Source organism: Kitasatospora sp. NBC_01246, from assembly GCF_036226505.1.
In the GTDB taxonomy this organism is placed as follows: Bacteria; Actinomycetota; Actinomycetes; order Streptomycetales; family Streptomycetaceae; genus Kitasatospora.
The window spans coordinates 2,529,196-2,546,823 of sequence record NZ_CP108484.1 but is presented as its reverse complement, the minus strand read 5'-3'; the positions used below and the strand labels follow the sequence as shown (position 1 = coordinate 2,546,823).

Sequence of the window (17,628 nt, the reverse complement as noted above, 5' to 3'; positions counted from 1 at the left end):
GTGGGCGCGGTCCGGATCGGGCCGCGCCCACCGCCTTCTCGCCGTCCGGCGGCCGACCGGGCCGTCCGGCGGGCGATTGCTTCGTACCGGGGGTTGATCCGGCGTCAGGAGAGCTCTTCACTTGTCATGGCACCGACGTCCATGATCCGCGCGCCGTGCCGCTCCACCCGCTCCGACGCCTCACCCGACGAGTCTGGAGATCCCCTCATGTCCGTGCCCCCTCTGCGGCGCGCCGTCGTGGCCCTCGCGGCCCTGCCGCTGCTGGCGCTCGGCGCCGGCCAGGCGCTGGCCGCCCCGGCCCCGGCACCGAACCCCACCGCTCCCGCCCAGGCGCCCGCCGCCCGGGCCATCGCCACCGCCACCCAGGTGTCCGCGATCGAGGACGAGGTCGCCCGCGCGCTGGCCGGCGCCCTCACCGACGCCGCGCTGCGTGACCGGCTGCGGTCCGCGACCGCCGACGCGGCCTCCGGCGCCGCCGACCTCGGCCCGCTGGCCGCGGCCGCCCAGGGCCCCGCCGGCCGGCTCGCCGCCACCACCGCGCAGGCGGACCGCCGGATCGCCGCCGCCAAGGGCCTCGGCGACCTCGGCCCGCTGCTGCGCGTCCAGTTGGCCGACCCGTCGATGCGGGCCGCGCTGGACGCGGGCGCCGCGCCGCTGGTGGCCACCGCCGTCGCCGACGACCACGCCCGCACCGTCCGCGCCTACGACACCGCAGGCCGGGCCCACGCGCTCGACGCCGCGGCGGTGCCCGGGCAGCCGGTCTACCTGGTGGACATCGACACCGCCAGGACGCTGGCCGCCGGTATGGCCGTCCTCCAGCGGGAGTTCGCCGCACGCGGTCTCGACACCGCCGGCGGTGCCGCCGCGGCGAAGGGGCCTGGGGCGGCGAACGGGCCGGCGACGGCGCAGGGACCGGGCGCGGCGCAGGCGGCCGGCGGCTGGTGGGCCACCAAGATCAGTGGCATCGAGGTCGCCGACGACGAGGAGTCCTGGTTCAAGGGCGCCGCCGAGATGTTCGGCCTGGTGACCGGCTTCGGCCAGGACGGCAAGGTCCGGGTCGACTCGGTCGCCATGCCGTACCTCCAGTACGACGGCACGGTGTACTACCCGAACCAGATCCTGGTGAACTGGTCGAACTACAAGTACAACCTGGCCGACGTCGTCCTGATGGAGGACGACGGCGACACCAACTACCTGGCGCTGGCCCAGGCGGTGGCCGCCGTCCTGCTCACCATCGCCGACCAGGGTGCCTACATCCCGCTGGTCAACGCCGTCCTGGCGGCCCTGCCGACCTCCTGGTGGGTCGACGACCCGGACTACGTCGAGTCCTGGTACACCCTCGCCCGGACCAGTTCGGGCCGGCTCAACGGGGCCCGCGGCAACGGCTGGATGACCGTCGAGCCGTACTTCGTCGAGCAGTTCTGACGTTCCGACGGTTCCGACCGGGCGGCCGCCCGCGGGGCGCGACCCCGCGGGCGGCCACCCGGGCGGTCAGCGCCGGGCGTTCAGGCGCCGGGTCGGCTCGGCGGTGCTCGGGTCCTCCGGCCACGGGTGGCGCGGGTAGCGGCCCCGCAGCTCGGCCCGGACGGCCCGGTAGCCCTCGCGCCAGAACGAGGCGAGGTCGCCGGTCACGGCGGCCGGGCGCCCGGCGGGGGAGAGCAGGTGGACGGTGAGCGGCACCCGCCCGCCGGCCAGCGCGGGCGCGGCGGCCCAGCCGAACAGCTCCTGCAACTTGACCGCCAGCACCGGCCGTTCGCCGCTGTAGTCGACCCGGATCCGGGAGCCGGACGGCACCGTGATCCGCTCCGGCGCCAGTTCGTCGAGCCGCCCGGCCGCGCCGCCCGCCCAGGGCAGCAGCCGCTGCAGGGCGCCCGCGGTGTCGATCCGGGCGAGGTCGGAGCGCCGCCGGGCGCGCGAGAGTTCGGGCTCCAGCCAGTCGTCCGCCCGGGCCAGCAGGGCCTCGTCCGAGACCGCCGGCCAGGGCTCGCCGAGCGCCGCGTGCAGGAAGGCCAGCCGCTCGCGCAGGCCGGCCGCCCCGGCCGGCCAGCTCAGCAGCTCACCGACGCCCTCCCGGGCCAGCCCCTCCAGCAGCGCGGCCCGCAGCAGCGCCGGTCGGGGCCGGTCCAGTGTCGCCGCGGCCAGCTCGACGGCGCCCAGCGACTCCACCCGCCGGGCGGTCACCTCGCGGCGCCGGACGTCCCAGCGCACCTCCTCCCGGGTGGTCAGCAGCGGGGCCCCCGCCAGCCGGGCCGTCTCCTCGTCCAGTGCGGCCGCGTGCAGCACCCGCGCGGACGGCGAGCCGGCCGGCCGGTCCGCCGCCGCGACGGCCAGCCAGGGCACCGAGCCGAGCGCGGTGCCCGGCGCCAGCTCGGCGGCGGTGCCCGAGGCCATCAGGTACGGGCTGCGGGCTCCCGGTTCGGGCTTCTCCACCCGGGCCCGGGCGATCCGCTCGGGGAAGGCCAGCGCCACCACCAGCCCGACCGCCGTCGCGTCCGGCAGCGGGGTCGCCGGGCTCCCGTCCACCCCGCGCAGCAGTCGCCGCACCTCCTCGCGCCAGCGGCCCGGGTACGGGTCGCGGCGGTCCCGGACGGTCCGCAGCACGGCGCCCAGGTCGTCCCCGAGGGCGCGCGGCGGCTCCTCCGACAGCAGGGCCACCACCTCGGCGGCGCGCCGCGCGCCGACCGCCGGTGCGCCGTCCACCAGGGCGCGGGCGAGCCGGGGGTGGAGCCCCGTCCGGGCCAGCCGGACACCGCGCGCGGTGGCCCGGCCGTCGGCGTCCACCGCGCCGAGCGCCCGCAGGGTCTGCCGGGCGGCGGCCATCGCCCCGGCCGGGGGCCGGTCGGGCAGCGCGAGCCCGGTCGCGTCCGGGTCGCCCCAGCAGGAGGCCTGGAGGGCGAACGGCGTCAGGTCGGCGAGCGCGATCTCGGGCGTCGGCCAGCGCGCGGCGAGGGCGTCCTCGGCCTCCGCCCAGCAGCGGTAGACGGTGCCCGGCGCCTCGCGCCCGGCCCGCCCGGCGCGCTGCCGGGCGGCGGCCAGCGAGGCCCGGACGGTCACCAGGCCGGCCAGGCCGCGCGCGTGGTCGGTGCGCGGCTCGCGCGCCAGGCCGGCGTCGACCACGACGCGCACCCCCGGCACGGTCAGCGAGGACTCGGCGACGGCGGTGGACAGCACCACCCGGCGGCCCTCGCCCGCCGCGAGCGCCGCGTCCTGCACCGACTGCGGGGCCCGGCCGTGCAACTGGAGCAGCTGCGCCGGGGCGTCCGCGAGCAGCCCGGCGACCCGGGTGATCTCGCCGACGCCGGGCAGGAAGCAGAGCACGTCGCCCCGGCACTCGGTGAGCGCCCGCCGGACGGTGGCCGCGACGTGCTCCAGCAGCGCCGGGTCGACCCGGGTGCCGTGCGCGGGCCGGACGGCCCGGGGCGGCGGCGCCCACACCACGTCGACCGGGTGCGAGACGCCGTGCGCCTCGACGACGGGCGCCGGGCCCTCGGCGCCGCCGAGCAGTTCGGCCCAGGCGGCGGTGTCCGAGGTCGCCGAGGCGCAGACGATCCGCAGCTCCGGCCGCAGCGCCGCCCGGACGTCCAGCAGGAAGGCGAGCGCGGTGTCGGCGTCCAGGTGCCGTTCGTGGCACTCGTCCAGCACCACCACGTCCACCCCGGGCAGTTCCTGGTCGCGCTGGAGGCGCTGGAGCAGGACGCCGGTGGTCACCACCTCGACCACGGTGTCCGGCCCGACCCGGCGCTCGCCGCGCACGGTGTGGCCGACCTCGGCCCCCACCGTCGAGCCGAGCAGCCAGGCCATCCGCCGGGCCGCCGCCCGCACCGCGAGCCGGCGCGGCTCGGCGACCAGCACCCGGCGGACCGGGCGGTCGCCTTCCTCGGTGAGCAGCCCGGCGAGGGCCAGCGGCACCAGGGTGGTCTTGCCGGTGCCGGGCGGGGCGGCCAGCGCGGCCACCCCGCGCCGGTCGAGCGCGCGGTGCAGGGCCGGCAGGGCGGTACGGACGGGCAGATCGCGCCAGGCGGGGTTCACCCGGACAGTCTCCCCGACTCCCGGACTCCCCGGCCCGGCCCGGCCGCGACGGCCCCGACTGCCCGGCCCGGCCCGGCCACGGCGGCCCCGACTCCCCGGCCCGGCCGCGACGGGCGCCGGTCCGACAGCCCCGGCGGCCCGCTCAGTCCCGTTCGGAGACGAAGATCGCCGTGCCCGGGATCAGCCGCCCGCGCAGCGGCGACCAGCCGCCCCACTCCTGGTCGAGTCCGGCCGGCCACTCCGGCTCCACCACGTCCAGCAGCCGGAACCCGGCGCCGACCAGCTCGCGCACCCGGTCCCCGATCGTGCGGTGGTGCTCGACGTAGGTGGCCCGGCCCCGCTCGTCCTGCTCGACGTAGGGGGTGCGGTCGAAGTACGAGGCGGTGGCGGTCAGCCCCTCGACGCCGGGCTCGTCCGGGAACGCCCAGCGGATCGGGTGGGTCACCGAGAACACCCAGCGCCCGCCGGGCCGCAGCACCCGGTGCACCTCGCGCATCAGCGCGCCGGTGTCGGCGCTGAACGGCACCGCCCCGTACGCCGAGCAGGCCAGGTCGAAGGCGCCGTCGGCGAACGGCAGCACCGCCGCGTCGGCCTGGACCACCGGTACGGGCGTGCCGCCGCGGGCGAGGTCGATCCGGCGGGAGTGCTGGAGCTGGCGGTGCGAGATGTCCAGCGCGACCGGCCGGGCGCCCCGGGCGGCCAGCCAGCGGGAGCACTGGGCGGCGCCGGCGCCGATCTCCAGGACGCGGCGGTCCGCGACCTCCCCGAGCAGTCGGGCGTCGGCCTCGTCCAGGCCCTCCGGGCACCAGGTGAAGCGGTCGTCGCCGAGGAACTCGCCGTGCTCGTCCTGGTACTCGTCCGCGTTGCGGTCCCACCAGTGCCGGCTGGCCCGGCTGCTCTCGCCGGCCTCGGCCTCGCGCCTTAGCGCGTCGTCGCCGTCGTCGTCAAGATCATGCGGGTCGGACAGGGGGGTGGTGGCCACGGTGATAGAGCCCATCGCGTAGGGTGTGGTCTGCGGAAGCGCCGCTGCCGCGAGCCGGCCCGTCAGGGCCCGGATCCAGGCGGTGGCATCCGGGGAAGGGCTTCCTGCGGCCGCCACCATAGGTGCGCAATCGGAGGATATGGCCTGATCCATACCGGCCTCCACCGTCTTGGCGCCCTTGGCGTTGACCGTGCCTGGCCGTCCCCGTATGCTACAAGTTGCGCTGCGGGCCTGCGCGCCTCGGACGGAGCAGGTCGCGCTCGCATCTGTCGAAGACCCCACGGTCGCAAGACGGACATCGATTTCTCGCTGTGCGGGATGTTTCGGTGCGCCGTGTTCTTGGCTGTCCGGCTTTCGGTGGGAGCGATACGGGCCCTCCGCGTGGCATTACCTACGACTTCATGTCCGTACCGGAGCCCTTTTCCTAATGACGAGCCCCACCGACTCCTCCCTCAGCACCACCCCGCAGGTCGCGGTCAACGACATCGGCGACGCGGAAGCGTTCCTCGCCGCGATCGACGAGACCATCAAGTACTTCAACGATGGCGACATCGTCGAGGGCGTCATCGTGAAGGTCGACCGTGACGAGGTGCTCCTCGACATCGGTTACAAGACCGAGGGCGTCATCCCGTCCCGTGAGCTCTCGATCAAGCACGACGTCGACCCGCACGAGGTCGTCTCCGTCGGGGACAACATCGAGGCCCTGGTTCTCCAGAAGGAGGACAAGGAGGGTCGTCTCATCCTGTCCAAGAAGCGTGCTCAGTACGAGCGCGCCTGGGGCACGATCGAGAAGATCAAGGAAGAGGACGGCATCGTCACCGGTACCGTCATCGAGGTCGTCAAGGGTGGTCTCATCCTCGACATCGGCCTCCGTGGCTTCCTGCCGGCCTCGCTCGTCGAGATGCGCCGCGTCCGCGACCTCCAGCCCTACGTGGGCAAGGAGCTCGAGGCCAAGATCATCGAGCTGGACAAGAACCGCAACAACGTGGTCCTGTCCCGCCGTGCCTGGCTGGAGCAGACCCAGAGCGAGGTCCGCCAGACCTTCCTCACCACCCTGCAGAAGGGTCAGGTGCGCTCCGGCGTCGTCTCCTCGATCGTCAACTTCGGTGCGTTCGTGGACCTCGGCGGCGTCGACGGTCTGGTTCACGTCTCCGAGCTGTCCTGGAAGCACATCGACCACCCGTCCGAGGTTGTCGAGGTCGGCCAGGAGGTCACCGTCGAGGTTCTCGACGTTGACATGGACCGCGAGCGCGTCTCCCTGTCGCTGAAGGCGACCCAGGAGGACCCGTGGCAGCAGTTCGCCCGTACCCACCAGATCGGCCAGGTCGTTCCGGGTAAGGTCACCAAGCTGGTTCCGTTCGGTGCGTTCGTCCGCGTGGACGAGGGCATCGAGGGTCTGGTCCACATCTCCGAGCTGGCCGAGCGCCACGTCGAGATCCCGGAGCAGGTCGTCCAGGTCGGCGACGAGATCTTCGTCAAGGTCATCGACATCGACCTCGAGCGTCGTCGCATCAGCCTCTCGCTGAAGCAGGCCAACGAGGCCCTCGGTGCCAACCCGGCCGAGGTCGAGTTCGACCCGACCCTGTACGGCATGGCCGCTTCGTACGACGACCAGGGCAACTACATCTACCCGGAGGGCTTCGACCCCGAGGCGAACGACTGGCTGCCCGGCTTCGAGAAGCAGCGTGAGGAGTGGGAGCGCCAGTACGCCGAGGCGCAGTCCCGCTTCGAGCAGCACCAGGCCCAGGTCATCAAGAGCCGCGAGGCCGACGCCGAGGCCGCTGCCGAGGGTGGCGACGCTGTCGCCGCCGCCGCCGGTGGCTCGTACTCCTCCAGCAGCGACGAGGGCTCCGGCGCTCTCGCTTCGGACGAGGCCCTGGCTGCCCTGCGCGAGAAGCTGGCGGGCGGCCAGAGCTGAGCTCTCGCCCTTGGCTAGTGCCCTGCGCATAGCCGCTTGACCGATGAGCCCCACCCGGAACTCCGGGTGGGGCTCATTGTTTTGGGCATTCACTTATTTGTTCCTTATCCGCTGGATTTTTGTGATAAGGGGCTCATCGGGTGCCTATGGGTGATTCAGGACCTAGGCCCTACCTTGGGATGAGTTGCCCGACGGGTCGTTCACTCCGGCCCCGCACGCTAGGCACCCCCGCACATGCGCCGTAGCACCGCAGTGACACCCCCCATCCGCACGTCCGCCGGCCGTCAGGTCGACGGGCGGCTCGCTGCCCTCGGCCGGTTCTGCTTCCGGCACCGGCGGTGGGTCCTCGGTCTCTGGGCCGTCGTCCTGGTGGTCGGGGTCCTGATCGGCGGCCGGGTGTTCGAGGGGTCCGTCGCCGGTGCCTCCTCGGCCAGTTCCGAGGCCGACCGCGGCAGCGCGGTGGTCACCGCGGCCGACCCGGCCCGGGGCACGGTGACCGCGGTGGTGGACGGCAGGCCCGTCGACGACCCGGGGGTCCGGGACGCCGTCACCCGCGCCACCGCCGAGATCGCCGCACTGCCGGGGGTCTCCTCGGTCAGCGACGCCTACGGCCCCGGCCCGGCCGCCGCCGCGCTGCGCTCGGCCGACGGCGACGCCGGCCTGGTCTCGGTCCGGATGGCCGACGGCAGCACCGCCGCGCAGACCGACGCCGTCGGCCAGCGCCTCGCCGGGATCCGGGCGGACGGGGCCGAGGTCACCGTCGGCGGCGACCTCGTGCTGGAGCAGGAGGTCAAGAAGCAGACCGAGAAGGACACCCGGTTCGGCGAGATCGTCACCCTGCCGCTCACCCTGGTCGTCATGGTGCTGGTCTTCGGCGGCCTGGCCGCCGCCAGCCTGCCGGTGATCGGCGCGGTCGCCTCGGTGGGCGGCGCGCTGCTGGCCATGTTCGGGTTCAGCAGGATCATGGACATCGACACCAGCGTGCTGCCGATCGCCACCGTGCTGGGACTGGGCCTGTCGATCGACTACGCACTGCTCATGGTGAATCGTTTCCGCGAGGAACGCGGGCACGGCGCGGGCATCGCCGCCGCCGTCGAACGGACCGCCGCCACCGCGGGCCGGACGGTGGCCTTCTCCGGACTGACCGTCGCCGTGGCGCTCTCCGGCCTCTTCGTCTTCACCAGCCCGGTGCTCGGCGCGGTCGCCGCCGCCGGAGTCAGCGTGGTGGTGATCGCCGTGGCGGCGGCACTGACCCTGATACCCGCGCTGCTCGGCTTCGCCGGGAGCCGGATCAAGGCACCGAGCGCGCCCGTCCCCGACGAGGGATTCTTCAGCCGCACCGTCCGCCGGGTCCGCAAGCGCGCCGTCCCCGTCGCCCTCGCCTGCACCGCGCTGCTGATGGCCGCCGGGGCGCCGTTCCTGCACGCCGACATGCGGACCTCCGGGGCCGCCGTGCTGCCCGCCTCCTCGGCCGGCCGGCAGGTCGCCGAGACCATCGACCAGCGCTTCCCGCAGTCCGCCCAGGCCCCGATCACCGTGGTCGTCGAGGGCGGCGCGCCGGTGGCCCAGGCGTACGCGGACGACGTGGTCGCCAAGCTGCCCGGAGTGGACGGCGTCCGGGCGGTGACCCCGGTCGGCGACCGGCTCTCCACCGTCGACGTGCTGGTGCACGGCGATCCCCAGGGCGCCGAGGCCGAACAGGTGGTCAAGGAGCTGCGCGCCGACCGGAGCGGGCTCACCACCTACGTCACCGGCGGGGCCGCCTCGGTGGTCGACTTCCAGCACGAACTGCTCACCCGGGGCCCGATCGCGCTCGGCCTGGTGGCGCTCGGGACGCTGGTGCTGCTCTTCCTGATGACGGGCTCGCTGGTGATGCCGGTCAAGGCCCTGCTGATGAACCTGCTCTCGCTCGGCGCCTCCCTGGGCGCGCTCACCCTGGTCTTCCAGGACGGCTGGTTCAGCGGTCTGCTCGGCTTCAGCCCCACGGGCGGGCTGGAGACGTTCATCCCGGTGCTGGTCTTCGCCTTCGCGTTCGGCCTGTCGATGGACTACGAGGTGTTCCTGCTCGCCCGGATCAAGGAACTGCGGGACAAGGGGCACAGCTGTACCCGGGCGGTCGAACTGGGCGTCCAGCGCAGCGGGAAGATCATCACCTCGGCGGCCCTGCTGATGGTGATCGTCTTCGCCGGATTCGCGCTCGGCGACATGCTGATGGTCAAGCAGATGGGCATCGCGCTGGCCGTCGCCGTGGCGGTGGACGCCACCCTGGTCCGCTGCCTGCTGGTGCCCGCCGCGATGAGCCTCTTCGGCGAGTTCAACTGGTGGGCCCCGGCTCCGCTGCGGCGGCTGCACCGGCGGTTCGGCCTCAGCGAGCACGTCGAACTGCCGGCCATCGAGCCGGCCGTGCTGCCGGTGCCGCGGGCCCCCGTCCACGACCTGGCCGGCGCCGGGGTGGGTGCGAACACCTGATCAGCCGGGCTGCCGGAGCAGGGCGAGCCGGCTGGTGGTGCGGTCGAGGTCGCGCAGCAGACCGGAGCCGGCGGGCAGTCCGGCGAGCGGGTCGGCGCCGATCAGCACCAGGCGGGTGTCGCGGTCGCAGCAGACGTCGACCAGGTTGGCGAAGCGCTGGCGCGCGTCGGAGGAGGCGGTGGCCAGCGGCGGCACACCGTCCAGGACGAGCGTGGGAAAGCGCTCGGCGAGCACCAGGTAGTCAGGTACGGCGGTGCGGCCCTCGCACAGCTCGTCGAAACCGAGCCAGACCAGGTCGTCGCGGACCGCCCGGGCCGGCAGCGCGCGGTGGTGCGCCGTCACCGCGGTGGCCTCCTCGGGCCGGGGCGGTGTGAGGCCCGCGGCCCGCTCCGTCCCCGGAAGCAGCCGGGCGCCGCGGGGGAAGCGCTGCCGGGCGTCCTCGGCGCGCGGCTGCCGCCGGAAGTCCACCGCCCCGCAGACGCCCAGGACGTCCATCCGTTCGGTGATCAGCCTGATCGTCGGCTCGAAGAGGTGGTGGTGGAGCGGGTCCGGCATCAGCCCGTCGGGCGGGTAGTTGGACGTGGTCACCAGGGTGGTCCGGCGGTTGAGCAGGGTGGTGAACAGACGGGCGACCAGCATGGCGTCGCCCGCGTCGTGGGCGTGGAACTCGTCGAAGACCAGCAGCCGGCAGTCCCCGAGCAGCTCGTCGACGGCCCGGTCGACCGCGGAGCCCTCCCGGTGGGCGTGGGACTCCTGCGCGACGCCCTCGTGCAGCCGGCGGAAGAAGTCGTGGAAGTGCAGCCGGCGCTTGCGCGGGGTGGGCAGGCCGTCGAGGAAGGTGTCCACCAGCCAGCTCTTGCCGCGGCCGACCGGTCCCCAGAGGTAGAGGTGCCGTGGTGGCTGCCGCAGCCGCCAGGTCGGGCGGGCCAGTTCGCCCGCGAGCCGGCTGAGCCGTTCGACCGGCGGTTCCTGCGCGGGGTCGAGCACGAAGCCGCGCTGCTCGGCGGCCCGGTGGAAGTGGCCCCGCATGGCCTCGTACTGCTGCTGAGCCCTGTCTGTCACGGGTTCGGACCCTAGCAGGACGTCAGAACCGCTCCCTTTCCGGGGAGTTGCCCGCCGCCGTGCGCGGCGGTCAGGGCAGGCGGCGCAGCAGGGCGACGGCGTCGCGGAGGGTCTCCCGCTCCCCGGGGGTGAGTCGGGCCTCGATGGCGGTGGCGATCCGGGCCTCGCGGCGGGCGCGCTGCTCGGCGAGGGCGGCGCGGCCGGCCCCGGTGGGGGAGACGAGCAGCTTGCGTCCGTCGGTGGCGTGCGGCTCCTGGGTGACCAGGCCGGCCCCGGTGAGCAGGGCGACCGTGCGGGCCATCGACTGGTGGCGGACGCGCTGGCGGGTGGCGAGTTCGCTGACGGTGAGGGCCTGCCCGTCGCGGATCAGCAGGCCGAGGACGCCCGCCTGGTTCTGCGGCAGGGTGTCGCCGGGGCGGAGCGCGCGGACCAGGTCGCCGACGGCGGCGCGGAGGTCGGCGGCCAGTTCGAGGGTCTCCGGACGCGGAGCGGCGGCGGTGTTGCGGCCGCCTGCGGTGTCGCTGGTCATGGGAGAAGTCTAGCGCTCAGGTGTACAGCGAAACTGCACAGCCTTGCTGTACGGTTTTCCCATGCGAATCACCAAGTTCGGCCATGCCTGCGTCCGCCTGGAGCACGGCGGCACCACCGTCGTCGTCGACCCCGGGATGTTCACCGACCCCGCCGCCTTCGCAGGCGCGGACGCGGTGCTGATCACCCACGAGCACGCCGACCACTTCGAGGAGGCCCGGCTGCGCGCCGCTCTGGAGGCCGACCCGGCGCTGCGGGTCTGGACCAACCGAGCGGTCGCCGACCAGCTGGAGGGCGTCGCCCCTCGGGTCGCGGTGGTCGGCGAGGGCGACGCCTTCGAGATCGGCGGGATCGAGGTCTCCGTGCACGGCGAGTGGCACGCGGTGATCCACCCGGACATCCCGCCGGTGAAGAACATCGGCTTCCTCTTCGACGGCCGGCTCTTCCATCCCGGTGACGCGCTGACCGTGCCGCCGCACGTCGTGGAGACGCTGCTGCTCCCGATCGCCGCCCCCTGGACCAAGGTCTCCGAACTGGTCGACTACGTCCGGGAGGCGGGCCCGCGCCGGGCGCTGCCGATCCACGACGCGGTGCTCAGCCCGGCGGGCCTGGCCGTGCACACCCGCCTGGTCGGCCCCGGCGGCCCGGGGACGGGCGCCGAGCTGCGCACCCTCGGGGACGGCGAGAGCCTCGACCTGGACTGAGCCCGGTCGGGGCTGACCGCGGGCCGGGGGCGCCGGTAGCCTGGCGCCATGCTGAAGATCGGACTGACGGGTGGCATCGGTGCGGGCAAGAGCGAGGTGTCGCGGCTGCTCGCCGCCCACGGCGCGGTGATCGTGGACTCGGACGTGATCGCCCGTGAGGTGGTCGCCCCCGGGACGGACGGCCTGGGTGCCGTGGTGGCCGAGTTCGGTGAGGGCGTGCTGCGGCCGGACGGTGCGCTGGACCGCCCGGCGCTCGGCGCCGTCGTCTTCGCCGACCCCGAGCGGCTGCGGGCGCTGAACGCGATCGTCCACCCGCTGGTCCGGGCCCGGTCCGCCGAGCTGGAGGCGGCCGCCGCCCCGGACGCGGTGGTGGTGCACGACGTCCCGCTGCTGGCGGAGAACGGTCTCGCCCCGCTGTACGACCTGGTGCTGGTGGTCGACGCCGACGACGAGGTGCGGATCGACCGGCTGGTCCGGCTGCGCGGCATGACCGAGGAGGAGGCCCGGGCCCGGATGGCCGCGCAGGCCTCCCGGGCCGACCGGCTGGCCGTCGCGGGCGTGGTGATCGACAACAGCGGACCGCTGGAGGCACTCGCCCCCCGGGTCGACGAGGTCTGGAACGCGTTGAAGGCCCGTCAGGGCTGACCCTTCTCGAAGCCGGCCGGGAAGGCGATCATGGGGGGATGGCCGATCACCCCGCACCCGCCGCCGCATCCGCATCCGCACCCGCTGCCGTTCGCCTCGCCGAGTACGCCCGGCGCGACCTCGAAGAGATCCTGGGCGCCGGTGACGATCCCTTCGGGGTCGCGCACACCGGCCTGACCTGGCTGCCGAAGGAGATCCACTTCGGCGTCCGGGCGGCGGACGGCCGCCTGGTCGCCCACGCCGGCCTGCTGCCGCTGCCGCTGACGGTCGGCGGGACGGACACCGAGGCGGTGGGGGTCGGCGGCGTGGCCGTCGCCCCCGACGCCCGGGGCCGGGGCCTGGCCCGGGTGGTGGTCGGCGCGGCCCTGGCGCACGCCCGGACGCTGGGCCCGCGGTACGCGCTGCTGTTCTGCCGGCCGCCGCTGGTCGCGCTCTACGAGCGGCTCGGCTGGCGGGAGACGGCGGGTGAGGTGCTGGTGGAGCAGCCGGGCGGGCGGGTCGTACCGATGCCGCTGCGGACCATGTGGACACCGCTGACCGAGGGGGCGCGGCTGCCCGACGGGCCGGTGCGGCTGCGGTCGCTGCCGATGTGAGCCCGCCGTTCCCGCCCGCACCCCGGCGGCCGGCTCAGGTGCGGCCGGTTCAGGCGCGGGCGGCCGCGCCGGCGTGCTCGACCGCCGCGGCGGCCAGCGCCCGGACGAAGGGGTGCGCCCGGGTGCCGTCCCCGGCCAGTTCGGGCTGGAAGAGCGAGGCCAGGAAGAAGGGGTGCTCCGGCAGTTCGAGGATCCGCGGCTCGCCGGCCTCGTCCGTACCGCTGAACCGCAGCCCGGGCGAGCGCAGCCGCTCCAGGTAGGCCGGGTTCAGCCCGTACTGGCAGTGGTAGCGCTCCAGCGTCCGGGTCTCCCCGAGCACGCGTTCGGCGAGGGTGCCGGGGGCGATCCGCACCGCGCCCTCGTGCCCGACCAGTGAACAGCTGAGCGGCACGATCACCAGGTCGTCCTCGTCGGGGTGGCTCTCGCCGTGCGCCGCGCCGTCGATGCCGCAGACGTTGCGCGCGTACTCCACCACGGCGTGCTGGAAGCCGGCGCAGGTGCCGAGGAACGGGATGCCCCGCTCGCGGGCGGTGCGGACGGCGGCCAGCGCGCCCGCTTCGCTGCGGTAGGGGCTGCCCGGGAGCAGCCAGACGGCGTCGAAGCCGTCGAGGGCGCCCGGTGCCCCGGCGTCCCCGGTGGGGATCCAGTAGGCGTCCAGGGCGAGCTGGTCGCGGGTGGCGAGGGCGTCGAGCAGCCCGGGCACGCGGGCGTGCGAGCGGACGGCGGGGGAGCGGTCGCCGACCAGGGCGAGGCGGGGGGTCAGGTAGGTCATGCGGCTATCCTGACCCCTGACTCCGGATCAGCGCCAACGATGATTTCTTACCTTTGGATCAGAGGATCTGATAGCCATGGACCCCCACCAGCTGCGCACCTTCGTCACCGTGGTCCGGCTCGGCTCCTTCTCCGAGGCGGCCCGTGCGCTCGGCTTCACGCAGTCCGCGGTCTCCCAGCAGATCGCCGCGCTGGAGGCCGATCTCGGGACGGTCCTGCTCGGCCGCCGCCCGGTCGGCCCGACCGAGGCCGGCGCGCGGCTGCTGGAGCACGCCGCCCCGCTGCTGGTGCGGCTGGACGCGGCGCGCGCCGACGTCGCACGCCTGGCGGGCACCCCGAGCGCCCGCTTGGTGCTCGGGGCCACCCCGCTGGCGGTCGGCGCCGCGCTCGGGAGCGCGCTGGCCGACGTGCGCCGGGAGTACCCGCGGCTGGACCTCGTCGTGCGGGTCCTCCCCCCGCAGGCGCTGCCCGCCCAGGTGGCCACCGGCGAGGTGGACCTCGCCCTGATCGACGGGCTCGCGGCCCCGAGCGACCCGCTGCCGCTCCCGGAGGTCGGCCCGCTCGGCACGGTCGCGGTCGGCGAGCGGCCGCTCGCCGTCGCGCTGCCCACCGGGCACCCGTTGGCCGGCCGCGCGGGTCTGGCCCTGGCCGACCTGTCCGCCGCGCGCTGGCTGGACGCTCCCGACCTGGCGCCGGACGCGGCCCGGCTGCGGGCCGCCACCGCCGTCGACGGGTTCCGCCCGGCCGCGCGCTACCTGGGTACGGACGTCCGCGGCCTGCTCGCCCTGGTCGCCGCCGGGCACGGCCTGGTCGTCCTCCCGGCCCCGGCGGCGGAGGGCGCGGCGGGTGTCGTCGCCGTGCCGGTCCGGGAGCCGCGGCTGGTCCACCGGACGGAGCTGGTGCACGGCAGCCTGCCGGAGGGTCCGGCGGCGCTGCTGGCCCGGCTGCTGGCCGGCTGACGGACTGTCGGTCGGGCGGTACCCGGGCGGGCTTGGCGGTGGGGCGGTCCGGCGGGTCCGGTCCCGGCCGAGTCTCAGCCGACGACCGGCGCGCCGTGGCAGCACGGCCGGCCGAGCTCGAAGCAGACGTACTCCAGGCAGCCGAGGCAGATCGAGAGGTTCTCCAGCCGCCAGCGCTCGCCGTGGCAGGAGCAGTACGCCCGGCCGCGCAGCAGGGCGTCCCAGCCGGCCGCGCCGCCGTTCGCCCGGTGGGCGCTCGCCACGTACGCGGCCGTGGCGGCGTCGTGCGGCCGGCCCTCGCGGATGGTCCACAGGTGCCAGCAGTACAGGGCGAAGAACGGCTTCCCGTGCACCAGCCGGTCCGGGGCCCGCCCGTCGGCCTCCCAGGCCCGGACCAGGTCGCCGACCCGGTCGGCGAACGGCTTCCCGGTCGCGATCAGCGGCCAAGGTGCGGGCGGTGGAGCCGAGTTCGTCGGTCGGTCGTCGGTCATGTGCCACCCCTTCCGGCGCCCACCGTAGGGCATCGGCGTCCGGCGACGGCCAGGGGGGCGGCGACGAGGAGTCCGCCTTCCGGTACCCCTCCCTGGACCACTGCCCCGGCGCGGTCCTGAGCTGCCGCGGCCGCGACCGCGCCCGGTGGTCGGCGGGACCGCCCCCGGCCACCCGCCGGACCGACCGGGCGCCGCCGTACGGCCCGGAACCGGGCCCGGCTACCCTGGGCCGGAACCGAAACGGGTGGAGGTGGGGGGCGTGAAGCCCTTGCGCAGGGCTGTCCTGGCGGCGGCCGCCGTGCCGCTGCTGGCGCTGACGGCGTGCCAGAGCGGCGGTACGGGGACGGGGGAGGCCACCCCGTCGGCGGGTGCCACGACGGGCACCGGCGGGCCGACGGCCGAGGTGCGGTTCCCGGAGAAGGTGCTCCTCGACACGCTGCCCACCGCGACCGAGGTCGGCGGGCTGGTCCTCTCGGTGAGCACGCACGCCGGGACGCCGGACGAGCGCTGCGTCCTGGTCACCGTCGGCGCGGACGGCGCGGCGCGGAAGGTGCGCAGCTTCGCGGTCAGCAACGGGCTCGCCAAGCCGCCGACCAACATCCGCGGCTGTGCGACCCCGGCCGGCTTCACCGCCGGCTTCGCCGGGATGGTCGGCACCGCGCAGTACGGCTTCCAGGACGCGGACCACCCCGGTGAGCCCCGCGTCTCCGTGCTCGGCCAGGGCGGCCCGGCCGACCTCAAGGACATTTCCGGCCTGCCCGCCGCCGGTGCGGGCACCCGCCAGAGCGCCCCGGTCGTCGACCCGGTGAGCGGCGAGGTCGTGCACTGGAGCGAGTCGAGCGGTCCGGCGGCCGACGGGCGCCTGCGGGCCGTCCGGCCGGACGGCACCGGGGAGCACCCGGTCGAGGGGATCGGCGTGCGCGCCCCCGAGGCGCTCGCCTTCCTCGGCGGCCGGGTGGTGCCGGCGCAGGTGGCGAAGCGGGCGGTGGCCAACGGCGACGGCTCGCTGACGGTCGCCGCGGACGACCGGCGGACCGTCCGGGTCGGCCCGGTGGCCACGCTCGCCGCCAACCCGGTCGCGGAGGTCAGCGGCGGAGTGCTCAACCCCAAGGCGCTGGTGGGCGACCGCCAGGTGCTCAGCGCCGACGGGCGCGAACTCGCGCTGGCCACCGTGGACACCGCCGACCCGGCCCACCCGCGGATCGCGCTCAAGCCGCTCGCCACCATCCCCGAGCAGTTCTGGGGGCCCGCCGTCCAGGAGGAGGCGTTCGTGGTCGACCGCGCCGCCGACGCGGCGTACACCACCGTCCAGCACGGCTCGGAGAACCAGGGGCAGCGGGTGCTGGTCCTGCGGGTCGACCTCGCCACCGGCGCGGTGAGCGCGGTGGCGATGCTGCTGACCGACGGTGGGCGGGTGATGCCGCTCGCCGTCGTGGCGTAGCGGCACCACGCGGACCCCGGCACCACGCACCCCCCCGGCACCACGCGAACCCCGGCGCCCGGGCCTACTCGGCCGGGCGCCGGAACAGGGCGCTCAGCAGCACCGGGATGCCGAAGAGCGGCGAGTCGGGCCCGTGCGGCACCATCGGGCGGATCTCGATCTCGGTGAACTCCGAGAAGAGGTGGCGCAGTTCGTCCGGGGTGTAGGCGAGGCCGCCGTCCAGCCGGCCGTTGCGGTAGAGCTCCCGGTCGGGGAGTTCGGAGCCCATGGCGCCGGCCGCGAAGGCGTTCACGACGAGGTGCCCGCCGGGCTTCAACACCCGCTCCAGGAGGGCGAGGTAGCTGATCCGCCGATGCGGCGGGAGGTGGTGCAGGCAGCCCGAGTCGTACACCAGGTCGTACTGCCGGTGCGGGAGTTCGACGGTGAAGATGTTGCCGCAGTGGAAGCGCACGTCGGCGCCGGCCTCGCGGGCCCGTTCGCCGGCCCAGGCGACGGCGGTGGGGGAGAGGTCGACGGCGTCCACCTCGAAGCCCTGCGAGGCGAGGTGGATGGCGTTGCGTCCGGGGCCGGCGCCGAGGTCCAGGGCACGGCCGGGGGTGAGCAGGCCGCGGTCCAGGTAGGAGACGAGGTTCTCGTCGGGCTTGGGGACGAAGAAGGGGCGCGGCGCGGAGCGGTCCGCGTAGAACTGGTCCCACCAGTCGCGGGCCTGGTCCGTCCACCGGTCGGCGGCGGGGAGGAAGAGCTGGTCCAGCAGGTCCAGGACGTCGTCGGTGGTGCGGATGTCGCGGTGCATCTGGTCCTCTCCACGGGCGGACGCGGGGCCGTCCGGTCCCCTCGATTCTAGTCGCCGCAAGAGGGAAAGCGGCTGGTCAGAGGCCATTTTCCGGGCCGGTGGAGGCCATGCCGGAAGCCCGCCGGGGCGGCCCCGACGGCCCGTCGGACGGCTCTGGCCCCACCCCTCGCGGCCCGCCGCGTCCGCCCGCCGGGGGTGCCTCCGGCGGCCGTCGAGGGGGCGTGGGGAGCTCGGCGGAGGGGG

At 75.2% G+C, this 17,628-nt stretch carries 15 protein-coding genes; 8 read left to right on the top strand and 7 right to left on the bottom strand.

Features of this window, described 5'->3' with window-relative positions; translation table 11 throughout:
• Window positions 1-207: 207 nt before the first annotated feature.
• Window positions 208-1,425, top strand: a complete 1,218-nt coding sequence (locus OG618_RS11120) for a DUF3103 family protein (RefSeq protein WP_329487186.1) — start codon at window positions 208-210, stop codon at window positions 1,423-1,425.
• A gap of 66 nt (window positions 1,426-1,491) precedes the next feature.
• Here the strand turns inward: OG618_RS11120 and hrpB are convergent, their stop codons facing one another.
• A complete protein-coding gene (gene hrpB, locus OG618_RS11115; protein ID WP_329487185.1) occupies window positions 1,492-4,029 on the bottom strand; it encodes an ATP-dependent helicase HrpB in 2,538 nt (845 codons plus the stop codon).
• Between the two features lie 142 nt (window positions 4,030-4,171).
• The gene (locus OG618_RS11110) at window positions 4,172-5,026 is read right to left on the bottom strand and encodes a class I SAM-dependent methyltransferase (protein ID WP_329487184.1); all 855 of its coding nucleotides are present in this window, start codon (window positions 5,024-5,026) and stop codon (window positions 4,172-4,174) included.
• A 412-nt stretch (window positions 5,027-5,438) separates the two neighbouring features.
• Here OG618_RS11110 and rpsA point away from each other — a divergent pair, with 412 nt between their 5' ends.
• The gene (gene rpsA, locus OG618_RS11105; protein WP_329487183.1) at window positions 5,439-6,929 is read left to right on the top strand and encodes a 30S ribosomal protein S1; all 1,491 of its coding nucleotides are present in this window, start codon (window positions 5,439-5,441) and stop codon (window positions 6,927-6,929) included.
• A gap of 252 nt (window positions 6,930-7,181) precedes the next feature.
• Window positions 7,182-9,398 carry an MMPL family transporter gene (locus OG618_RS11100; RefSeq protein ID WP_329487182.1) on the top strand — a complete coding sequence of 739 codons (2,217 nt, stop codon included), beginning with the start codon at window positions 7,182-7,184 and terminating at the stop codon, window positions 9,396-9,398.
• On the opposite strand, the gene zapE is transcribed toward OG618_RS11100, so the two are convergent.
• Both zapE and OG618_RS11090 read right to left on the bottom strand, forming a co-directional pair.
• The gene (gene zapE, locus OG618_RS11095; RefSeq protein ID WP_329487181.1) at window positions 9,399-10,460 is read right to left on the bottom strand and encodes a cell division protein ZapE; all 1,062 of its coding nucleotides are present in this window, start codon (window positions 10,458-10,460) and stop codon (window positions 9,399-9,401) included.
• Window positions 10,461-10,530: 70 nt separating this feature from the next.
• Complete coding sequence (locus tag OG618_RS11090; protein ID WP_329487180.1) at window positions 10,531-10,989, bottom strand: MarR family winged helix-turn-helix transcriptional regulator; 459 nt, start codon at window positions 10,987-10,989, stop codon at window positions 10,531-10,533.
• A gap of 61 nt (window positions 10,990-11,050) precedes the next feature.
• Here OG618_RS11090 and OG618_RS11085 point away from each other — a divergent pair, with 61 nt between their 5' ends.
• The 3 genes from OG618_RS11085 to OG618_RS11075 are packed head-to-tail and all read left to right on the top strand — an operon-like array spanning window position 11,051 to window position 12,930.
• Window positions 11,051-11,692 (top strand): MBL fold metallo-hydrolase, encoded by a 642-nt coding sequence (locus OG618_RS11085; RefSeq protein WP_329487178.1) that lies wholly within the window; start codon window positions 11,051-11,053, stop codon window positions 11,690-11,692.
• A gap of 48 nt (window positions 11,693-11,740) precedes the next feature.
• Window positions 11,741-12,337: a dephospho-CoA kinase gene (gene coaE, locus OG618_RS11080; protein WP_329487177.1), complete on the top strand. Its 597-nt coding sequence runs from the start codon at window positions 11,741-11,743 to the stop codon at window positions 12,335-12,337.
• Between the two features lie 38 nt (window positions 12,338-12,375).
• Window positions 12,376-12,930, top strand: coding sequence for a GNAT family N-acetyltransferase (locus tag OG618_RS11075; RefSeq protein ID WP_329487176.1), 555 nt, complete (start codon window positions 12,376-12,378; stop codon window positions 12,928-12,930).
• Between the two features lie 49 nt (window positions 12,931-12,979).
• Here the strand turns inward: OG618_RS11075 and OG618_RS11070 are convergent, their stop codons facing one another.
• Complete coding sequence (locus tag OG618_RS11070) at window positions 12,980-13,702, bottom strand: CTP synthase C-terminal region-related (seleno)protein (protein WP_329487175.1); 723 nt, start codon at window positions 13,700-13,702, stop codon at window positions 12,980-12,982.
• Between the two features lie 76 nt (window positions 13,703-13,778).
• Here OG618_RS11070 and OG618_RS11065 point away from each other — a divergent pair, with 76 nt between their 5' ends.
• Entirely contained in the window at window positions 13,779-14,660 is an 882-nt protein-coding gene (locus OG618_RS11065) for a LysR family transcriptional regulator (protein ID WP_329487173.1), read from the top strand.
• Window positions 14,661-14,734: 74 nt separating this feature from the next.
• On the opposite strand, the gene OG618_RS11060 is transcribed toward OG618_RS11065, so the two are convergent.
• Window positions 14,735-15,151: a hypothetical protein gene (locus OG618_RS11060; RefSeq protein ID WP_329487172.1), complete on the bottom strand. Its 417-nt coding sequence runs from the start codon at window positions 15,149-15,151 to the stop codon at window positions 14,735-14,737.
• A gap of 259 nt (window positions 15,152-15,410) precedes the next feature.
• Between OG618_RS11060 and OG618_RS11055 the strand changes: the two genes are divergently transcribed.
• Window positions 15,411-16,592, top strand: coding sequence for a hypothetical protein (locus OG618_RS11055; RefSeq protein WP_329487171.1), 1,182 nt, complete (start codon window positions 15,411-15,413; stop codon window positions 16,590-16,592).
• Between the two features lie 64 nt (window positions 16,593-16,656).
• Here the strand turns inward: OG618_RS11055 and OG618_RS11050 are convergent, their stop codons facing one another.
• Entirely contained in the window at window positions 16,657-17,385 is a 729-nt protein-coding gene (locus OG618_RS11050; protein WP_329487170.1) for a class I SAM-dependent methyltransferase, read from the bottom strand.
• Window positions 17,386-17,628: the final 243 nt, after the last annotated feature.

Excerpts from the sequence above, each read along its gene's own strand:
- OG618_RS11120 (WP_329487186.1), top strand. The coding sequence starts at position 208 with ATGTCCGTGCCCCCTCTGCGGCGCGCCGTCGTGGCCCTCGCGGCCCTG.
- OG618_RS11110 (WP_329487184.1), bottom strand. The coding sequence starts at position 5,026 with ATGGGCTCTATCACCGTGGCCACCACCCCCCTGTCCGACCCGCATGAT.
- rpsA (WP_329487183.1), top strand. The coding sequence starts at position 5,439 with ATGACGAGCCCCACCGACTCCTCCCTCAGCACCACCCCGCAGGTCGCG.
- OG618_RS11090 (WP_329487180.1), bottom strand. The coding sequence starts at position 10,989 with ATGACCAGCGACACCGCAGGCGGCCGCAACACCGCCGCCGCTCCGCGT.
- OG618_RS11085 (WP_329487178.1), top strand. The coding sequence starts at position 11,051 with ATGCGAATCACCAAGTTCGGCCATGCCTGCGTCCGCCTGGAGCACGGC.
- coaE (WP_329487177.1), top strand. The coding sequence starts at position 11,741 with ATGCTGAAGATCGGACTGACGGGTGGCATCGGTGCGGGCAAGAGCGAG.
- OG618_RS11075 (WP_329487176.1), top strand. The coding sequence starts at position 12,376 with ATGGCCGATCACCCCGCACCCGCCGCCGCATCCGCATCCGCACCCGCT.
- OG618_RS11070 (WP_329487175.1), bottom strand. The coding sequence starts at position 13,702 with ATGACCTACCTGACCCCCCGCCTCGCCCTGGTCGGCGACCGCTCCCCC.
- OG618_RS11065 (WP_329487173.1), top strand. The coding sequence starts at position 13,779 with ATGGACCCCCACCAGCTGCGCACCTTCGTCACCGTGGTCCGGCTCGGC.
- OG618_RS11060 (WP_329487172.1), bottom strand. The coding sequence starts at position 15,151 with ATGACCGACGACCGACCGACGAACTCGGCTCCACCGCCCGCACCTTGG.
- OG618_RS11050 (WP_329487170.1), bottom strand. The coding sequence starts at position 17,385 with ATGCACCGCGACATCCGCACCACCGACGACGTCCTGGACCTGCTGGAC.